This window comes from Microbacterium sp. NPDC089190 (assembly GCF_040701795.1).
In the GTDB taxonomy this organism is placed as follows: domain Bacteria; phylum Actinomycetota; class Actinomycetes; order Actinomycetales; family Microbacteriaceae; genus Microbacterium; species Microbacterium galbum.
Genome location: NZ_JBFBHF010000003.1, coordinates 285,750 through 301,807, shown reverse-complemented (window position 1 = coordinate 301,807; position 16,058 = coordinate 285,750). Strand labels below are relative to the sequence as shown.

Genomic DNA, 16,058 nt, shown 5'->3' with positions numbered 1-16,058 from the left:
CCCACCGGCAGCTCGGGCGCCACCGAAGAATCGACGGTTCAGACTATCGGAGGGCGGCTGAAAGTTCGCGGCGAGGCTCGCGCCTCGCCGATCCCGCCCCGCACGGTCACTATCCTGACGAGACGGGCGCGTGCCCGGCTGAGGCGGGAGTCGTTCGGCATGAAGATCCACAACCCCTTCCGGGTCGCACTCCTGGCGACTCTCGGAGTCGGCGTCGGCCTGCTGCTCATCGGGAGCGTGCAGAACCTCTCGACGATCCTGCTGTACGTCGGGACGGCCCTGTTCCTGTCGTTGGGCCTCGACCCCGTGGTGTCTTTCCTGGAGCGGCGCGGTCTGCCCCGCTGGGCGGCCGTCCTCGTGACGATCCTCGCGGTGCTCGGCGTCTTCGCCGGCATCATCTTCATGGTCGTGCCGATCATCGTCAGCCAGATCGCCCAGCTGATCTCCCAGGTCGAGCAGCTGCTGCAGCCGGGACGCTGGAACGAGATCGTCACGCAGGTGCAGCAGTGGGTGTCCGACTCCCTTCCCTGGCTCAAGATCGACGACGTCTGGGCCGGCATCCAGCACTGGTTCACGACCCTCGACGTCGGCTCGATCTCCACGGTCATCGGCAACAGCCTGCTCACGGGCGCCGGCGCCGTGGCAGCGGGCCTCGGCGGCGCGTTCATCGTGCTGATCCTGACCATCTACTTCACGGCATCCACTCCCTCGCTCAAGTCGGCGGTGTACCAGCTGGTCCCGGCGTCCAAGCGCGCGCGCTTCATCGAGCTCGCCGAGAAGATCACCGACTCCGTGGGTTACTACGTCATGGGGCAGGTGAGCCTGGGCGTCATCAACGGCGTGCTCAGCGCCATCTTCCTCACCATCATCAACGCGCCGTTCCCGGCCGTGCTCGCCGTGATCGCGTTCTTCTTCTCGCTCATCCCCCTGGTGGGAACGCTGACGGGCTCGACGATCATCGTGCTCACCTGCCTCATTCCGGGTCTCGGAACGCCGGGGTGGGCGATCATCGCGGCGGCGATCTACTACCTCGTCTACATGCAGATCGAGGCATACGTCATCTCCCCGCGCATCATGAACCGCGCGGTGTCGGTGCCGGGCTCGGTCGTCGTGATCTCGGCGCTGGCCGGCGGCGCACTGCTCAACCTGCTGGGCGCCCTCATCGCGATCCCCGTGGCCGCAAGCATCCTCATCATCTACCGCGAGGTCATCATCCCGCGGCAGAACGAGCGCTGAGCTCAGCCGACGACGTCGCCGTCCCACTCGGTGGGGAGCGGAAGGGCGTCGGGGGCGACCGCGGCGACGATCTCGGTGAGCACGCGGCGCGTCTGCGTCTCGCCGACCCACAGATGCTTCCCGCCTTCGACGGCGATGAGCGTGGCATCCGGAATCGACGCGAAGCGCTCGCGGGCCTCGTCGGGTCGCAGGTAGTCGTCGAACTCGGGAACCAGCACGACCACCCGGCGCTCGTCTCCCGCCCACGCCGCGACCTCGTCGGCGGTCGCCCGATGCAGCGGGGGCGACAGCAGGATGACGCCCTCGATGTCGTGGTCGCGGCCGTACTTCAGCGCGAGCTCGGTGCCGAACGACCACCCCACCAGCCAGGGGCGGGGCAGACCGCGCTCGCGCACGAAATCCATCGCCGCCGCCACGTCGAAGCACTCGTTCGCTCCCCCGTCGAAGGCGCCGTCGCTCGTGCCGCGGGGAGACGTCGTGCCCCGGGTGTTGAACCGCAGCACCGCGAGATCGGCGAGGGCCGGCAGGCGGCCGGCCGCCTTGCGCAGGATGTGCGAGTCCATGAACCCGCCTGCCGTGGGCAGCGGGTGCAACGTCACAAGGGTCGCCACCGGCTCGCGGTCGAGGGGCAGGGCGAGCTCGCCGACGAGGGTGAGCTCGTCGACCGTGTGCAGGGCGACGTCTTCCCGGCGTGCGGGCAGAAGGACGGGTCCGCGAATCTCCATCAGGCGATCCTCCAACAGTGGGTGTGCCAGTGCCGACGTGCGGCGAGATCCGCCGCGTCGCCGAGCACGCCGTCGGCGCGCCAGACGACGAGGTGGGGGGTGCCGGAAGCGACCGTGCGTCCGCATCCGGGGCAGATGTAGTCCTTGACCGCCTGCGGTCCCGAGAGCGGCTGCACGGTCCATTCCGATCCGCGCTTGACCTCGGTGCGCTTCCACCCCGCGATCAGACGATCGAGCGAGTCGTCGCCGCGACCCGGATCGGGGCGGCGCTTACGGGAGCGGGGCATGGATGCCGCTCACCACCAGTGGTTGCTCGTCCAGAACGCGTACGCGCCCGCCCAGCTGCCGTATCGGCCCGTGGCGTACCCGGTCGCCCAGCGCAGGTTGTCGACCGGGTCGTACCCGTTGCCGGGGACCTTGCTGCACGGCAGGGCCTGCACGAGACCGCACGCTCCCGAGGAGCGGTTGGTGGCGTTCGGATTCCACCCGCTCTCGCGGCTGACGATGTAGTCGACGTAGCCCATGTCGGCATCCGAGATGCCGGCGGCGGCCATCCATTCCGCGGGCGCTCCCCCGCCGGAGTAATACAGCGGCCCTCCGCCACCGCCACCGCCGTCGCCGCCGGCCGACGAACCCGAGTCGCTGCTGCGCGTCTGCGTGGGCGTGGGGGTGGGGGTCGGCTTCGGCTTGACGTACACGTTGTAGCTCGAGCGTTGCAGGTCGGGGGCCTGCTTCTCGCCCGAGGTCGACACCGCCTGCGTGTCACCGAGGCCCTCCGCGTAGAGGGTGACCGTGCGGGGCTCCTCGGCCTGCGCCGGCGAGAACGCGGCGCTCATGGGCCCGACGTAGGCGGCCGCGAACAGGACCGCCGCGCACGCGCCGAACACGCCGACCACGCCGCGACGACGGGACCAGCGTGGCGCCGAGCGGCGCGGAAGAGCGGGGGGTACCACGTCGACCAACCCGACGCCTCGACGGGCGACGCGGTCCGATGATCTACGCGAGAGTTCCGAGCCAGAAGTCACAGTGCCGCCGAGTCTACCGACGAGTCGGAACGGGTGTCATCCTGATGCCTCATCCGACGGCGAGCATGACCTCGACGACGGCGTCGAGCACCGCATCGACCTGGGTCTCGCGGTATCCACCGCGCTGCAGGCGGAAGGCGACGGCGCGTACCTGGTCGGGCGTCACGGGGTCGCCCGCTGCGAGGTAGCGCGAGACGCGGTCGGCGACGACGTCGACTTCGTCGACTCGGTACCCGTAATGCAGCAGCGACACGCGCTCGAAGCGCTGTCCGCGCGGCCGACCGAGACGGTCGAGCACGACCTGGGCGGTGTCGCGCGTCTCCGCGACCCAGGCCCGCGCCCCGAGCCGGGAGAGAGCGTGCTCGCGCTCTCGTGCGGCGAAGGCGTCTTCGACCCGACCCAGGGCCGCGTCGACGGATGCCACGGCGTAGCCGCCCTTGACCAGCGGGAACGACACCGCGCGAACCTCCGACGAGCGCAGGACGCCGGGGTCGTCGGCTTCGAACGCGTCGCGCGCGCGGGCGAGGAATGCGTCGACGGCGCGCTTCTCGTAGCCCTTGGTGCGTCCCGTCGTCTCGGGGAAAGGGGTCGCGGCGACCTTGTCGTGGATCGGGGTCTCGGTCATGACACTCCCAACGGGGCGAGCAGATAGAACATCACCAGAGCGGCCGTCGCCGACGGCAGGATCGAGTCGAGGCGGTCGAGCACTCCCCCGTGTCCGGGAAGCCACGAGCTCATGTCCTTGATACCGAGGTCGCGCTTGACCATCGACTCGCCGAGGTCGCCGACGGTCGCCGTGGCCAGCACGGTCGCGCCGAAGATGAGCCCGGCCCACCACGGGACCTGGAGCATGAACACGGCCAGAAGCGCCCCGGCGACCAGAGCCGCCACGCACGCGCCCGCGAAACCCTCCCAGGTCTTCTTCGGGCTGATGCGCGGAGCCATCGGATGCCGCCCGCCCCGACCGAATGTGAGGCCCGAGATGTACGCACCCGTGTCGGCCGCGACGGCGAGGATGAGGAACGCGAGAACCCACCACTCCCCACGCGGCTGAGCGAGCAGGATCATGGCGACGCTGGTGAGGAACGGAACGTACAGCTGCACGAACCCCGCGACGAGCACATCGCCGATGACGTCGATGCGCAGCCGTCCGTCGGCGGCGAAGAGCTGCGCCACCAGCCGCCACACGACGACCACGACGACCGCGACGAGGGTGGCGATCCAGTGCACCCAGGCGCCGAGGAAGAACCCGCTGAGCAGCAGCACGAACCCCATGACCAGCTGCGGGACGACGTCGACGCGCCGCCCGGCGACTTGCAGGGCTCGGCTGAACTCGACGACCCCCAGCACCATCGCGGCCGCGGCGAAGAGGACGAAGGCCCACTTCACGAAGATCAGCGAGGCGATCACGATCGCACCGATCCCCACGCCGATGAGCGTCGCGACGATCAGGTCGCGCCCCGTGCGCTGCTTCAGACGCTCGTTCGCCTGGTCGAACTCGGCGCGCGCGTGCGCGATGTGCTGCTCGGCATCCGATCGCATGGCACGCAGCTGCGACTCGATCGCCGTGACCCCCTCGCCCGTCGTCGGACGGCGCGTCGGATCGGCACGACGGACGTCGAGCGGGTCGACCGGCTCGGCGTCACCGGTCTCAGGGGCGTCGGGCATGCGGGTCAGACCTCGAGAAGCTCGGCCTCTTTGCGCTTGAGCGCGTCGTCGATCAGGTCGACGTGCGTGCGCGTGACGGCGTCGAGCTCCTTCTCGGCCCGAACGAGCTCGTCCTCGCCGACGTCGCTCTTCAGGGCGTCGAGGTCGTCCTTCGCCTTGCGGCGCAGGTTGCGCACCTGCACCTTCGCGTCTTCTCCCTTGCCGCGCACGATCTTGACGTACTCCTTGCGGCGGTCCTGCGTGAGTTCCGGCATGGTGACGCGGACGATCGTGCCGTCGTTGGTGGGGTTGACGCCGAGGTTCGGCATGTCGCGGATGGCCTGCTCGATGGCCTTCAACGCGGACTTGTCGTAGGGGTTGATGACGAGGGTGCGCGCCTCGGGGTTGTTCAGCGACGCGAGCTGCGCGAGAGGGGTGGGCGACCCGTAGTAGTCGACCAGGACCTTCTGGAACATCTGGGGGTTCGCGCGTCCGGTGCGGACGGTCGCGAAGTCCTCCTTCGCGGCCTCGACGGCGCGATCCATTCGCGCTCCGGCATCGGCGAGGACATCGGCGATCACGGTGACTCCATTCGTTGGACTGAGGTGCCAGTCTAGTCGCGCGCGGGCCCGGCTCCCCGGGCCCGCGCGGCGCGTCACGCGGTGACGAGGGTTCCCATCTCGTCGCCCAGCAGCGCACGGGTGACGTTGCCGGCCGGCTCCATGCCGAACACGCGCATGTCGATGCCGTTGTCCATGCAGAGGCTGAACGCCGTCGAGTCCACGACCTTGAGGCCCTTCTGCAGCGCGTCGCTGTAGGTGAGGTGGTCGAGCTTGGTGGCACTGGGGTCCACGCGCGGGTCGGCCGTGTACACGCCGTCGACGCCGTTCTTGGCGACCAGGACCTCGGTCGCACCGATCTCGAGCGCGCGCTGGGCGGCGACGGTGTCGGTGGAGAAGTACGGCAGGCCGGCGCCGGCGCCGAAGATCACGACGCGGCCCTTCTCGAGGTGACGCACGGCCCGTCGCGGGATATAGGGCTCGGCCACCTGCGTCATCGAGATCGCCGACTGCACGCGCGTGGCGGCTCCCGCCTGCTCGAGGAAGTCCTGCAGGGCCAGGGAGTTCATCACGGTGCCGAGCATGCCCATGTAGTCGGCGCGGCCGCGATCCATGCCGCGCTGGCTGAGCTCGGCGCCGCGGAAGAAGTTGCCGCCGCCGACCACGATCGCGATCTCGACCCGGTCCACCGCCTCGGCGATCTCGCGTGCGATCTGGCTGACGACGTCGGGATTGACACCCAGTTGGCCTCCGCCGAACGCCTCCCCCGACAGCTTCAGCAGAACCCGGCGGCGCTTGGTGGCTTCATCGATCACGTGTGGTGTCCTCTCGTCTTGAACAAACTATCCCCCCGCCGACGCCGACCGATACGGGCCGCGGGCAGGGAAAAGGCCCGGGATGCCATGGCATCCCGGGCCTCATGACGGGCCCTGAGCCTGTCGAAGGGTTACGCGCCGACCTTGAAGCGGGCGAAGTCGGTCAGGGTGAGACCGGCGTCGGACGCGACCTTGGCGACGGACAGCTTGTTGTCCTTCGCGTAGTCCTGGTCGAGCAGGGCGACCTGCTTGAAGAACGCGTTCACGCGTCCCTCGACGATCTTCGGCAGGGCGGCCTCGGGCTTGCCCTCGTTGCGGGAGATCTCGGTGACGATCTCGCGCTCCTTCTCGACGTCGGCCTCGGGCACGGCGTCGCGGGTGAGGTACGAGGGGTTGGCGAACGAGATGTGCTGCGCGATGGAGCGAGCGGTCTCGGCGTCGTCACCGGTGTAGGCGAGGACCACGCCGACCTGCGGGGGCAGGTCCTTGCTGGTCTTGTGCAGGTAGACCTCGAACTTGTCGCCCGAGATGGTGCGCACGCGGCGCAGTTCGACCTTCTCGCCGATGATCGCGGCCTCGTCGGAGATGAGCTGCTCGACGGTCTTGCCCTCGGCGTCGGCGGCCAGAGCGGCCTCGACCGAGTCTGCACCGGCGGCGGCCGCCGCGTCGACGACCTTGTCGGCCAGAGCGATGAAGCGCTCGTTCTTGGCGACGAAGTCGGTCTCGCAGGCGAGCTCGAGCAGCGTGACCGAGCCGGCGTTCTCGCGAGCGACCACGAGGCCCTCGCTCGTCGAACGGTCGGCGCGCTTCGCGTTGCCCTTGGCGCCCTTGAGGCGCAGGATCTCGACGGCCTTCTCGACGTCGCCGTCGGCCTCTTCGAGCGCCTTCTTGGTGTCGACCATGCCGGTGCCGAGCTGCTCGCGCAGCGCCTTGATGTCGGCGATCGTGAAGTTTGCCATGGTGTGGCGGTCTCCTTGTCGTTTGCGTTCTAGATGTGGGCCCGGCGGGGCCGTGTCGCCGCCCTCACGAGGAGGGGGCTGTCACGACCCCGCCGGATCGTAGCCTGTGCGGGTGACGCGCCGTGCACGCGGGGGTGACGGCGGCGTCGCGCGGCTTACTTGCTGTCGGTGGCCTCGGCGTCCGCGACCTCGGTCGCGGTCTCGCCCGACTCGGCGGCGACGGCCTCGTCGTGAGCCTCGGCGCCGGCGGCGTCGTCAGCCGACTCGGTCGCGGCCTCGGTGGTCTCGGCGTTGGTCTCGAGCAGCTCGCGCTCCCACTCGGCGAGGGGCTCGGCGGCCTCTTCCTCACCGGCGGGCTGGTGACGCTGGATGAGGCCCTCGGCCGCGGCGTCGGCGATGATGCGCGTGAGCAGGCTCACAGAGCGGATCGCGTCGTCGTTACCGGGGATCGGGTACTGGAACTCGTCGGGGTCGGCGTTCGTGTCGAGGATGCCGATCACGGGGATGCCGAGCTTCTTGGCCTCGTCGACCGCGAGGTGCTCGCGCTTGGCGTCGACGACCCAGATGGCCGACGGGGTCTTCTGCAGGTTGCGGATACCACCGAGCGACTTGTGCAGCTTGTCGAGCTCGCGCTTCTTGAGCAGGAGCTCTTTCTTGGTGAAGCCGCTCTCGGCCGGGTTCTCGTAGTCGAGCTCCTCGAGCTCCTTCATGCGGGCGAGGCGCTTCGACACCGTCTGGAAGTTGGTGAGGAGGCCACCGAGCCAGCGCTGGTTGACGTAGGGCTGGCCCACGCGGGTCGCCTGCTCGGCGAGGACTTCCTGCGCCTGCTTCTTGGTGCCGACGAAGAGGATGGTGCCGCCGTGCGCGACGGTCTCCTTGACGAACTCGTACGCCTTGTCGATGTAGCCGAGCGACTGCTGCAGGTCGATGATGTGGATGCCGGAGCGCTCGGTCAGGATGAAGCGCTTGACCTTCGGGTTCCACCGGCGGGTCTGGTGTCCGAAGTGAACGCCGCTGTCGAGCAGCTGGCGGATGGTGACGACGGCCATGGTCGTACTCCTGTTTCTGAGCGCTTTCGCGCCTTGGTTGCGGTTGTTCGCGCCGGACGGACCGTCCGGCGAGCCTGGTGCCCGGCGCACACCCGCCACCCGCCGGAGCGGAGGACCATGGGGTGTGGATGCCGCGCGGTGCGGCTTCTGGGAAGAAGACGCGATGCGCTGTGGGCACGCGGAGTCATCCCGACGTGCGGGATGCATCCCCCAGCATACAGGACGCCTCCTCCCCACCGCGTGCGCGCACGGGTCCGTCCCGATTCGCGCCGCGGCCGCCACGCGGAGGTGACGGGGAGGGGCAGACTCCCGCCATGACTCCTCCTTCCGCGCGCCGACGCCTCGCTGCGATCGTCGTGATCCTGACCCTGTGCGCAGCGCTCGTCGGCATGAACGCCCCGGCTCGCGGGGACGGCGCGGACCCCCTCGCCGAGCGCGGCTGGGTGTGGCCGGTCTCTCCGGTGAGGATCGTGCGCGGGTGGGAGGCCCCCGCGCACCCCTACGGTCCGGGCCATCGGGGCGTCGACCTCGCCGGCACGGAGGTGCGCGCTCCCGCCGACGGGGTCGTCGCCTTCGTCGGCGCGGTCGCGGGGCGCGGGGTGCTCACGATCAACCACGGCGGGGGCCTGGTGAGTTCGTTCGAGCCGGTCGTCTCGGACCTGGCGGTCGGTGAGCACGTGGCGCCGGGCCAGCCGCTCGCGATGGTCGCCGAGGGCGGGCACACCGCGCCCGCGACGGTGCACCTGGGGGTCCGCCTCGACGGCGAGTACGTCAATCCGCTCCGTCTTCTCGGCGGCGTGCCACGCGCTGTGCTCCTGCCGTGCTGCTGAGCGGCGGAGGATGACTCGCGGTGTCGTTCCGGGGCGTTCCTCCCCGTGTCGGCGTCACCCCGGGCCCCTGCCTCGGGTCCCCGTCCTGCCCCGCTTCGGGCCAAGATCGGCTCACCGGCGCCCGGTCGCAGGGCGCCGCTCGGACATCCTGGTGCTCCCCCGTGTCGGGCGAGGATCGGGTTCACCGGCTGCCGTTCGGGGCGCTGCAACAGGGCTCGTGTGCTCCCCCGTGTCGGGCGAAGGTCGGCCTCACCGCTCCCGTTCGTGGGGCGCCGCCTCGGGCCCCGTCGCGCTCCCCCGTGTCGGGCGAAGATCGGCCTCACCGGCGCCCGGTCGAGGACCGGCATCACCCGATCTGATTGCCGCGACCCTCGATCGTCGTCGTTCCGATGCCCCCACCGGCGCGCACCACGTTGTCCTGCCCGCGAACGGTCACCGCCGAGATGGCACCCGCCGCCTGCATCGACGTACGGTCGCCGCTGAGGTCGACGCTTCCGATCCCGCCCGAGGACTCGACCGAGCCGTCGTTCCCCTGCACCACGACCATGTCTATTCCGTCGGCGACGACACGCGCCCGGTCGCCCGAAATCCGGAGCGTGCCGATGGACGCCCCGGAGGCGTCGACGGTGAGGGCCGACCCCGACACGGTCACTTCCGAACACGTGCCCGTGACACGCACGGATCGCTCGGAGCCCGAGATGCTCTGGCTGCCGCCGTCGCCGCACGAGAGCGCGCCGGGGTCGGCGACGGGGCTCGAGGGCTGCGGAGTGACGGTGACCAGCGGCGCGGATGTCGCATCGGCGTCCGGGGCCGGCGAGCGCGTCACGACCGAGGGCGACGGAACGGATGCCGTCGGGACGGATGCCGTCGGCGACGCGTCCGAGGCTCCGTAACCGGGCGGGAGTCGCGTCTCGACCGGTTGGGGCTGCATCGCACACGCGGTGAGCGCACCGCAGGCGATCAACGCACCTGCGACAGCGGCGACGACTCGACGGGACGGCACGGCTCCCACGCTACGGGGTGCGGGGTCGCGCACGCCAGCCGGGGGCCGCCGGGCTCAGGCTCGAGGGTGGGCGAGACGGTACGCCTCCCGGAGCCTCTCCGCCGAGACGTGCGTGTAGATCTGAGTGGTCCCCAGACTGGCGTGGCCCAGGATCTCCTGCACGGCCCTCAGATCGGCGCCGCCGTCGAGGAGGTGTGTGGCGGCGGAGTGCCGGAGCGCGTGCGGGCCCAGCACGTCGGTCCCCAGCCGCGGACCGACGGTGCGCGACACGAGCGCATGGACGGCGCGCGGTCCCAGGCGCGACCCCTTCGCTCCGAGGAACACAGCTCGCGCGTCGCGGTCCGTGCCGTGTGCGGCGCCGCCCGAGCTGGAGCGGGCCGCCCGACCGCCATCGCCGCGGGCTGCGTCGGGGCGCCCCCGGTCGCTGCGGGGGAGATCGTCGGACGCCTGCGCTTCCCTCCGGGCGCGGAGGACCGGCCGAGCCCGGACGAGGTAGGCCTGGAGGGCGCGCTCGGCCGGCAGTCCGAACGGCACAACGCGCTCCTTGTCGCCCTTTCCGCGTAGCCGGAGGGTCCGCCGTTCGTGGTCGATGTCGTCGAGGTCGAGTCCGCATGCCTCGGAGACCCGCGCCCCGGAGCCGTAGAGCAGTTCGAGAAGGGCGTGATCGCGGAGAGCGACGGCATCGCCCTGCGTCGCCGACTCGGCCACCGCGGCGAGCACCTCCGAGAGCGCGTCCTGCGTGGCCACGGCGGGGAGCGTCCGCCCGCGCTTGGGGGAGACGAGCCGTTGGGACGGATCGACGGTGACGAGGCCGGCGTCGCCCGCCCAGGCGAACATCCCGCGCACCGTCGAGGTGCGTCGAGCCGCGGTGGCCTTGCTCTTGCCCGCTTGCGAGGCGCGCCACTGCCATTCGCGAAGGTCGTCGACCCCGATCTCGGCGATCGGCGGATCGTTCAGGACGCGCACCAGGTCGTCGAGATCCGACCGATAGGCGCGGACCGTCGCGGCCGAGAGGCGGCGCACCTCCGCCAGGTGGGACAGATAGCCCTCGACCACCGCGGATGTACGCACCCTCCCACTTTGACTCCCGCCGTCGCCGAGCCGCGGGTGACGCGCGGGAAGCGCGCGAGCCGGTGCCCCGGCCCTCGGCCCGTCGCCGACGATGCGCTCCGCCCAGGACCGCCGCGCTGCAGCCGGACGCGGCGTCGCCCCCTCTCATGACCGAGTACTCCCCCGCGTCACCGAACGCCACGCGCCGTCGTCGTCGCGGACGGCACGACCCTCCAACTCCGCGAAGCCGAGCAGGACGGCGGCATCGTCACGGGCGAGTCCGCTCCGTCGTGCCACATCGTCGACCGACCTCGCCGATCGAGGCGACAGCGCGTCGAACAGCCTCGTGGTGTCGTCGGTCCTGCCGGCATCGGCGGCGCGCCCACTGTCGCCCGCGGGAGCGCCGCCCGCGCCCAGCATTTCGAGGACGTCCGCCGCCGACGTCACGCACACGCCGTCGAATTCGCGCAGCACCCGATGGCATCCGGCCGACGCCGCACTCGTGATCGGACCGGGCACCGCCCCGAGCCGCCTGCCGAGCATCGCGGCGTGGCCGGCGGTGTTCAGGGATCCGCTCCGCCAGCCGGCCTCGATGACGACGACCGCGTCGGCCATCGCCGCGATGAGGCGGTTTCTCCCGAGGAACCGCCACTTCGTCGGCGCCGCTCCGCACGGGGTCTCGCTCCACACGGCCCCCGTCGCCGCGATCCGCTCCAGAAGACCCTCATGTCCGCGGGGGTACGGGCGGTCGACCCCTCCGGCGAGGAAGGCCACCGTCGTGCCACCCATCGACAGCGCACCCCGGTGGCACGCGCCGTCGATGCCGTAGGCGGCGCCGGAGATCACCACCGCACCTGCCGCCGCGAGCTCGGCGGCGAGATCGGCCGCCACACCTTCGCCGTACGCGGTCGCGGCACGCGCGCCCACGAGAGCGACCGCGGGCACATCCGACGGCGTCCCTCTCCCCCGTCGCCAGAGGGCGACCGGGGCGTGCGCCTCGAGATCTCCGAAGCGCGCTGGCCACGCCTCATCTCCGGGAACCACGAGGCGGGCGCCGCATCGCCGAGCCGCGTCGAGAGCGGCGTCGACCGCCGAACCCTGGAGTCTCGGCATCCATCGCGCTCGTGCCCGGTCGAGGGCGTCACCGCGGCCGTCCATCACCACACGGAGCGCTGCGGCGGCGCCGACGGCCGCGATCAGCACGCCCGCCTCGCTGTCTCCCGGCTCGACGAGCACGCTCCACACCGCGCGCGCATAGACCTCCGCCGGGTCGAGCGGTTCGTCGCCGAGGTCGACGCCCTCGCGAAGCCCGTCGAGCGCGCGGCGCGCCGACGCCTCGGACAGTTCGATGGGGATCATGAGGCGTTCGCTCCGCGCCGCAGGAAGAGCGCTCGACCGACGTCGGCTGCCTCCAAGCGGTCGTGGCCGGCGATGTCGGCGACCGTCCAGGCGACGCGCATGAGGCGGTCGTATCCGCGCAGCGTCAGGGCGCCTCGTCGCAGCGCGACGTCGAGCGGCGCGAGCACCTCGGAGCTCGGCGCAGCGGGTCCGCGCAGCCAGGTTCCGGGGACATCGGCGTTCCGCCGCCACGGCGTCTCGTCCCACCGTCGCGCGGCACGGGCGCGTGCCTCCGCCACCAGCGACCGGGCATACGCCGTCGTCATCGTCGCGCCTGCGAAGTCGCGGCGCACCGACGAGACGCGTTGCAGGCGAAGGTCGATGTCGATGCGGTCCAGCAGCGGTCCCGACAGGCGCCGGGTGTAGCGGCGGATCGCTTGCGGGGCGCATTCGCACGTGGCTCCCGGGACGCCGTACTGCCCGCACGGACACGGATTGGTGGCCACCACCAGCTGGAACCGCGCCGGATAGGTCGCCGCCACGCCGGAGCGATGCACCTGGATCACCCCGCTCTCAAGCGGTTGCCGCAGGGCGTCCAAGACCGAGGCCGGGAATTCCCCGCCCTCGTCGAGGAACAGAACGCCCTCACTCGCCCGCGCGATCGCGCCCGGGCGGATCACTCCGGAGCCGCCCCCGATGAGCGCGGCCGCCGTCGCCCCGTGGTGGGGACTCTCGAACGGCGGTACGCGCGTCAGACGGGTCACGGTCTCACCGGAGAGCGAGCGCACCGACGCGACGGACAGGGCCGCCTCGTCGTCGAGCGGCGGCAGGATGCCGGGCAGTCGGCGGGCCAGCATGGTCTTACCGGCCCCCGGTGGTCCGCTCATGAGGACGTGATGCCCGCCCGCGGCCGCCACCACGAGGGCGTCGACCGCCTCGCGCTGGCCCACCACGTCTGCCAGATCGAGCACGGCGTCGGCCGGTTCGGCAGATTCGGGCAGCTCGACGGCGGCCAGGTCGGGCGCCTCGCTGCTGCCCCCGTGCCAGCGCACCACGTCGGCGAGGCAGACGGCCGGGTATACCTCCATGCCGTCGACCAGTGCCGCCTCCGCCGCGTTCGCCTTCGGTACGGCGACCCGGGTCAGCCCCGCGGCGCGGGCCGCCACGACCGCGGGGAGGACCCCGGCCACGGGCCGCAGCCGACCGTCGAGTCCGAGCTCGCCGATGTGGACCGTGTCGGCGACGTGAGTGGCATCCATCCGCACGGAGGTCGCGAGGGCCGCGACGGCGATCGCGACGTCGAAGCCCGAGCCGCGCTTGGGCAGACTCGCCGGGGAGAGGTTGACGGTGATCCGCCGCTTGGGGAGGTCCAGGCCACGGTTGGCGCACGCATTGCGCACCCGTCGGCCCGCTTCGCCCAGGGCCTTGTCGGCCAGGCCGATGATCGCGAACTCGGGAGTCTGCGACGACACGTCGGCCTCGACCTCGACCAGGTCGCCGCGCAGTCCCGTCAACGCCACCGCCCACGTGCGCGCAACCGTCACAGGGCGTCCTCGAGGTGCTCGAGGCGCGCGTCGGCGGGATCGTCGCCGACCAGGCCGATGACGTCGACCCGCAGACGACGCCCGCGCGCGTGCTGCGGATGCTCGGCGAGCCAGGCCATCGACAGCCGCCAGAGGCGCTCGGCCTTCCGTCGATCGACTGCCTCGAACGGGTGACCGTAGTCCTCGCTGCGTCGGGTCTTGACCTCGACGACGACGAGCGTGCCGCTGCGCTCGGCCACGACGTCGATCTCCCCCTGTGGACATCGCCAATTGCGCGCCAGGATGCGGTAGCCGTCGCCGATAAGATAGGCGACCGCGCGGTCTTCTCCGGCTCTGCCGAGGTCGTCTTTCGCTGCCATGCCCGAGAGCGTGGCAGCAGGCTCATCCTCCCCGTGGAGCCCGGAGCCCTGTCGGTGGATGGATCGAGGGAGGGCCGGAGTGGGGAGGAGGCGTCAGTTGTCGAGCGACAGTTCGTCGGGCAGCTGGAAGTCGTGGCGCGAGAGCTCCTCGACGTTGACGTCCTTGAACGTCAGCACGCGCACGGACTTCACGAAGCGGTCGGCGCGGTAGATGTCCCACACCCACACGTCGGTCATCGAGATCTCGAAGTAGAAGTCGTGCTCGGTGTCGCGGCGGACGACGTTGACGTCGTTCGCGAGGTAGAACCGGCGCTCGGTCTCGATCACGTAGGTGAACTGGCGCACGACATCGCGGTACTCGCGGTACAGGGCCAGTTCGAGTTCGCGGTCGTAATCCTCGAAGACGTCGTCATCCATGGTTTTCCCATCCTAGGCGCGCGCGACGACCGCAGCCGCACGGGAGCACCCGCCCGGGCGCGTCCACCCGGGTGTCAGAACAGCGTCGGCGCCGCCGTGATGGCCCACGAATGGCGATGGTGCGTGCTCATCCCGTGCAGGGAGATGGCCTCGCGGTGATCGAGGCTCGCGTAGCCCTTGTTCCGCGCCCACCCGTACACGGGCAGGTCGTCGTGCAGCCCGGTCATGAGGGCGTCGCGCGCGACCTTCGCGATGACGGACGCCGCGGCCGCACTCGCGCAGTCGCGGTCGGCCTTGATGACCGGGCGCACCGTCAGACCCGACTCCCCCGCCGGCGTGATGTAGTCGTGATTGCCGTCGAGGATGACGACGGCCTCCTCCGGGACGACGCCGTGAGCGCGCAGGTCGGCGATCGCGCGGACCGCGGCGAGCCCGAGCGCGCGGATGATGCCGATCTCATCGACCTCGACCGAGCTCGCCCACCCGACCGCGCTGTGCTGCACGAACGCCGCCGCGCGGGAGGCGACCTCCGGCCGGCGCGCCTCGGGAACGAGCTTCGAGTCGCGCAGACCCGCCGGCACGCGCTTACGCGAGCGGGCCGGATCGACCACGGCGGCGCCGACGGCGACCGGGCCTGCGAGGGCCCCTCGGCCGACCTCGTCGCACGCGATGACGATCGCGTGCTGCTTGAGCAGTCGGCGTTCCAGGGTGAGGGTCGGCTCGATCACTGCTGCCCCGGCGCGGGGACCCCCGCGAACACCTCGTGATGGAAATCGATCAGCCCGAACCGGTCGAAGGGCCAGGTGATGACGAACGCGCGGCCGACGACGTTGTCGATCGGAACGAAGCCCTGCCCCGGCTGCGCCTGGTTGAAGCGCGAGTCGCGCGAGCTGTTGCGGTTGTCGCCGAGGACCCAGAGGGAACCGTCGGGCACGGTGACGTCGTAGGGAACGGGTTCGGGAGCCGTGGCTCCCGGCGCCAGGCGCACGTAGCTCTCGTCGAGCGGCACGCCGTTGACGGTTGTCTGCCCCAGGGCGTTGCAGCAGACGACGTGGTCGCCCGGCGTGCCGATGACGCGCTTGATGAGGTGGTCGTCGCTGTCGGGGGCCGACAGGCCGAAGAGGGACAGCACCCAGTCCACGCCCTCCACGAATGCGGACCGCTCCGGGGCCGGGGCCGTGTCGAGCCATCCACCCGGATCGCGGAACACCACGACATCCCCCCGGGAGTACTCGCCGAAGCGCGGGGTGAGCTCGTCGACGAGGATCCGATCCTTGATCATCAAGGTGTTCTCCATCGACGCCGACGGGATGTAGAACGATCGCACCACGAACGTCTTGACCAGGAACGACACCAGCAGCGCGATGACCACGATCACGACGAGGTCGCGCAGGAACGACCCCCAGCCTCGACGGCGGACGGTGGAACGGGATGCCGGGGACACGGCATCCGGGGTCGAGGCGGTCTGGTCGCTCATGTTTCCTTCACCGGGTTCCCGCAC

At 71.0% G+C, this 16,058-nt stretch carries 20 protein-coding genes; 3 read left to right on the top strand and 17 right to left on the bottom strand.

Annotation, left to right across the window (positions count from 1 at the left end; genetic code table 11):
- Positions 1-159 precede the first annotated feature (159 nt).
- Positions 160-1,236: an AI-2E family transporter gene (locus tag AB0230_RS11380; RefSeq protein WP_315995539.1), complete on the top strand. Its 1,077-nt coding sequence runs from the start codon at positions 160-162 to the stop codon at positions 1,234-1,236.
- A 2-nt stretch (positions 1,237-1,238) separates the two neighbouring features.
- On the opposite strand, the gene AB0230_RS11375 is transcribed toward AB0230_RS11380, so the two are convergent.
- From AB0230_RS11375 to rpsB, 9 genes are all read right to left on the bottom strand, one after another.
- Entirely contained in the window at positions 1,239-1,961 is a 723-nt protein-coding gene (locus tag AB0230_RS11375) for an alpha/beta hydrolase (RefSeq protein WP_363579232.1), read from the bottom strand.
- A complete protein-coding gene (locus AB0230_RS11370) occupies positions 1,961-2,248 on the bottom strand; it encodes a hypothetical protein (RefSeq protein WP_315995537.1) in 288 nt (95 codons plus the stop codon). Before AB0230_RS11370 ends, AB0230_RS11375 begins: the two co-directional genes overlap by 1 nt.
- A 9-nt stretch (positions 2,249-2,257) precedes the next feature.
- Positions 2,258-2,857 (bottom strand): transglycosylase SLT domain-containing protein, encoded by a 600-nt coding sequence (locus AB0230_RS11365; protein ID WP_363391924.1) that lies wholly within the window; start codon positions 2,855-2,857, stop codon positions 2,258-2,260.
- A gap of 178 nt (positions 2,858-3,035) precedes the next feature.
- Positions 3,036-3,611, bottom strand: coding sequence for a DivIVA domain-containing protein (locus tag AB0230_RS11360; protein ID WP_366375813.1), 576 nt, complete (start codon positions 3,609-3,611; stop codon positions 3,036-3,038).
- Positions 3,608-4,654: a phosphatidate cytidylyltransferase gene (locus tag AB0230_RS11355; protein ID WP_315995534.1), complete on the bottom strand. Its 1,047-nt coding sequence runs from the start codon at positions 4,652-4,654 to the stop codon at positions 3,608-3,610. Before AB0230_RS11355 ends, AB0230_RS11360 begins: the two co-directional genes overlap by 4 nt.
- 5 nt (positions 4,655-4,659) lie before the next feature.
- Positions 4,660-5,214, bottom strand: coding sequence for a ribosome recycling factor (gene frr / locus AB0230_RS11350; RefSeq protein WP_315995533.1), 555 nt, complete (start codon positions 5,212-5,214; stop codon positions 4,660-4,662).
- A 74-nt stretch (positions 5,215-5,288) separates the two neighbouring features.
- Positions 5,289-6,008 carry a UMP kinase gene (gene pyrH, locus AB0230_RS11345; RefSeq protein ID WP_315995532.1) on the bottom strand — a complete coding sequence of 240 codons (720 nt, stop codon included), beginning with the start codon at positions 6,006-6,008 and terminating at the stop codon, positions 5,289-5,291.
- Positions 6,009-6,139: 131 nt separating this feature from the next.
- On the bottom strand, positions 6,140-6,967 hold the full coding sequence (tsf, locus tag AB0230_RS11340; RefSeq protein WP_136585461.1) for a translation elongation factor Ts: 828 nt from the start codon (positions 6,965-6,967) through the stop codon (positions 6,140-6,142).
- Between the two features lie 155 nt (positions 6,968-7,122).
- Positions 7,123-8,016, bottom strand: coding sequence for a 30S ribosomal protein S2 (gene rpsB, locus AB0230_RS11335; RefSeq protein ID WP_315995531.1), 894 nt, complete (start codon positions 8,014-8,016; stop codon positions 7,123-7,125).
- 314 nt (positions 8,017-8,330) lie between these two features.
- On the opposite strand from rpsB, the gene AB0230_RS11330 reads away from it, so the two are divergent.
- Positions 8,331-8,846: a M23 family metallopeptidase gene (locus AB0230_RS11330; protein WP_366375809.1), complete on the top strand. Its 516-nt coding sequence runs from the start codon at positions 8,331-8,333 to the stop codon at positions 8,844-8,846.
- A 346-nt stretch (positions 8,847-9,192) separates the two neighbouring features.
- Here the strand turns inward: AB0230_RS11330 and AB0230_RS11325 are convergent, their stop codons facing one another.
- Positions 9,193-9,492: a hypothetical protein gene (locus AB0230_RS11325; protein ID WP_366375807.1), complete on the bottom strand. Its 300-nt coding sequence runs from the start codon at positions 9,490-9,492 to the stop codon at positions 9,193-9,195.
- 22 nt (positions 9,493-9,514) lie between these two features.
- On the opposite strand from AB0230_RS11325, the gene AB0230_RS11320 reads away from it, so the two are divergent.
- A complete protein-coding gene (locus tag AB0230_RS11320) occupies positions 9,515-9,739 on the top strand; it encodes a hypothetical protein (protein ID WP_366375805.1) in 225 nt (74 codons plus the stop codon).
- A 164-nt stretch (positions 9,740-9,903) separates the two neighbouring features.
- On the opposite strand, the gene AB0230_RS11315 is transcribed toward AB0230_RS11320, so the two are convergent.
- From AB0230_RS11315 to lepB, 7 genes are all read right to left on the bottom strand, one after another.
- Positions 9,904-10,920: a tyrosine recombinase XerC gene (locus AB0230_RS11315; RefSeq protein ID WP_315995527.1), complete on the bottom strand. Its 1,017-nt coding sequence runs from the start codon at positions 10,918-10,920 to the stop codon at positions 9,904-9,906.
- Between the two features lie 144 nt (positions 10,921-11,064).
- Positions 11,065-12,258, bottom strand: coding sequence for a DNA-processing protein DprA (gene dprA, locus AB0230_RS11310; RefSeq protein WP_366375803.1), 1,194 nt, complete (start codon positions 12,256-12,258; stop codon positions 11,065-11,067).
- The gene (locus AB0230_RS11305) at positions 12,255-13,781 is read right to left on the bottom strand and encodes a YifB family Mg chelatase-like AAA ATPase (RefSeq protein WP_366375801.1); all 1,527 of its coding nucleotides are present in this window, start codon (positions 13,779-13,781) and stop codon (positions 12,255-12,257) included. Before AB0230_RS11305 ends, dprA begins: the two co-directional genes overlap by 4 nt.
- A complete protein-coding gene (locus AB0230_RS11300; protein ID WP_366375799.1) occupies positions 13,778-14,140 on the bottom strand; it encodes a YraN family protein in 363 nt (120 codons plus the stop codon). Before AB0230_RS11300 ends, AB0230_RS11305 begins: the two co-directional genes overlap by 4 nt.
- Before the next feature lie 93 nt (positions 14,141-14,233).
- Positions 14,234-14,557 carry a DUF2469 family protein gene (locus AB0230_RS11295; RefSeq protein ID WP_055836674.1) on the bottom strand — a complete coding sequence of 108 codons (324 nt, stop codon included), beginning with the start codon at positions 14,555-14,557 and terminating at the stop codon, positions 14,234-14,236.
- A gap of 74 nt (positions 14,558-14,631) precedes the next feature.
- Positions 14,632-15,285 (bottom strand): ribonuclease HII, encoded by a 654-nt coding sequence (locus tag AB0230_RS11290; protein ID WP_366375797.1) that lies wholly within the window; start codon positions 15,283-15,285, stop codon positions 14,632-14,634.
- A complete protein-coding gene (lepB, locus tag AB0230_RS11285) occupies positions 15,282-16,034 on the bottom strand; it encodes a signal peptidase I (RefSeq protein ID WP_315995522.1) in 753 nt (250 codons plus the stop codon). The genes AB0230_RS11290 and lepB overlap by 4 nt, the downstream gene beginning before the upstream one ends.
- Positions 16,035-16,058 lie beyond the last annotated feature (24 nt).

Bases quoted from the DNA above. Each gene is read 5' to 3' on its own strand.
- AB0230_RS11295 (WP_055836674.1), bottom strand. From the start codon at position 14,557: ATGGATGACGACGTCTTCGAGGATTACGACCGCGAACTCGAACTGGCC.
- AB0230_RS11370 (WP_315995537.1), bottom strand. From the start codon at position 2,248: ATGCCCCGCTCCCGTAAGCGCCGCCCCGATCCGGGTCGCGGCGACGAC.
- tsf (WP_136585461.1), bottom strand. From the start codon at position 6,967: ATGGCAAACTTCACGATCGCCGACATCAAGGCGCTGCGCGAGCAGCTC.
- dprA (WP_366375803.1), bottom strand. From the start codon at position 12,258: ATGATCCCCATCGAACTGTCCGAGGCGTCGGCGCGCCGCGCGCTCGAC.
- AB0230_RS11380 (WP_315995539.1), top strand. From the start codon at position 160: ATGAAGATCCACAACCCCTTCCGGGTCGCACTCCTGGCGACTCTCGGA.
- AB0230_RS11360 (WP_366375813.1), bottom strand. From the start codon at position 3,611: ATGACCGAGACCCCGATCCACGACAAGGTCGCCGCGACCCCTTTCCCC.
- AB0230_RS11330 (WP_366375809.1), top strand. From the start codon at position 8,331: ATGACTCCTCCTTCCGCGCGCCGACGCCTCGCTGCGATCGTCGTGATC.
- AB0230_RS11355 (WP_315995534.1), bottom strand. From the start codon at position 4,654: ATGCCCGACGCCCCTGAGACCGGTGACGCCGAGCCGGTCGACCCGCTC.
- lepB (WP_315995522.1), bottom strand. From the start codon at position 16,034: ATGAGCGACCAGACCGCCTCGACCCCGGATGCCGTGTCCCCGGCATCC.
- AB0230_RS11375 (WP_363579232.1), bottom strand. From the start codon at position 1,961: ATGGAGATTCGCGGACCCGTCCTTCTGCCCGCACGCCGGGAAGACGTC.
- AB0230_RS11300 (WP_366375799.1), bottom strand. From the start codon at position 14,140: ATGGCAGCGAAAGACGACCTCGGCAGAGCCGGAGAAGACCGCGCGGTC.
- rpsB (WP_315995531.1), bottom strand. From the start codon at position 8,016: ATGGCCGTCGTCACCATCCGCCAGCTGCTCGACAGCGGCGTTCACTTC.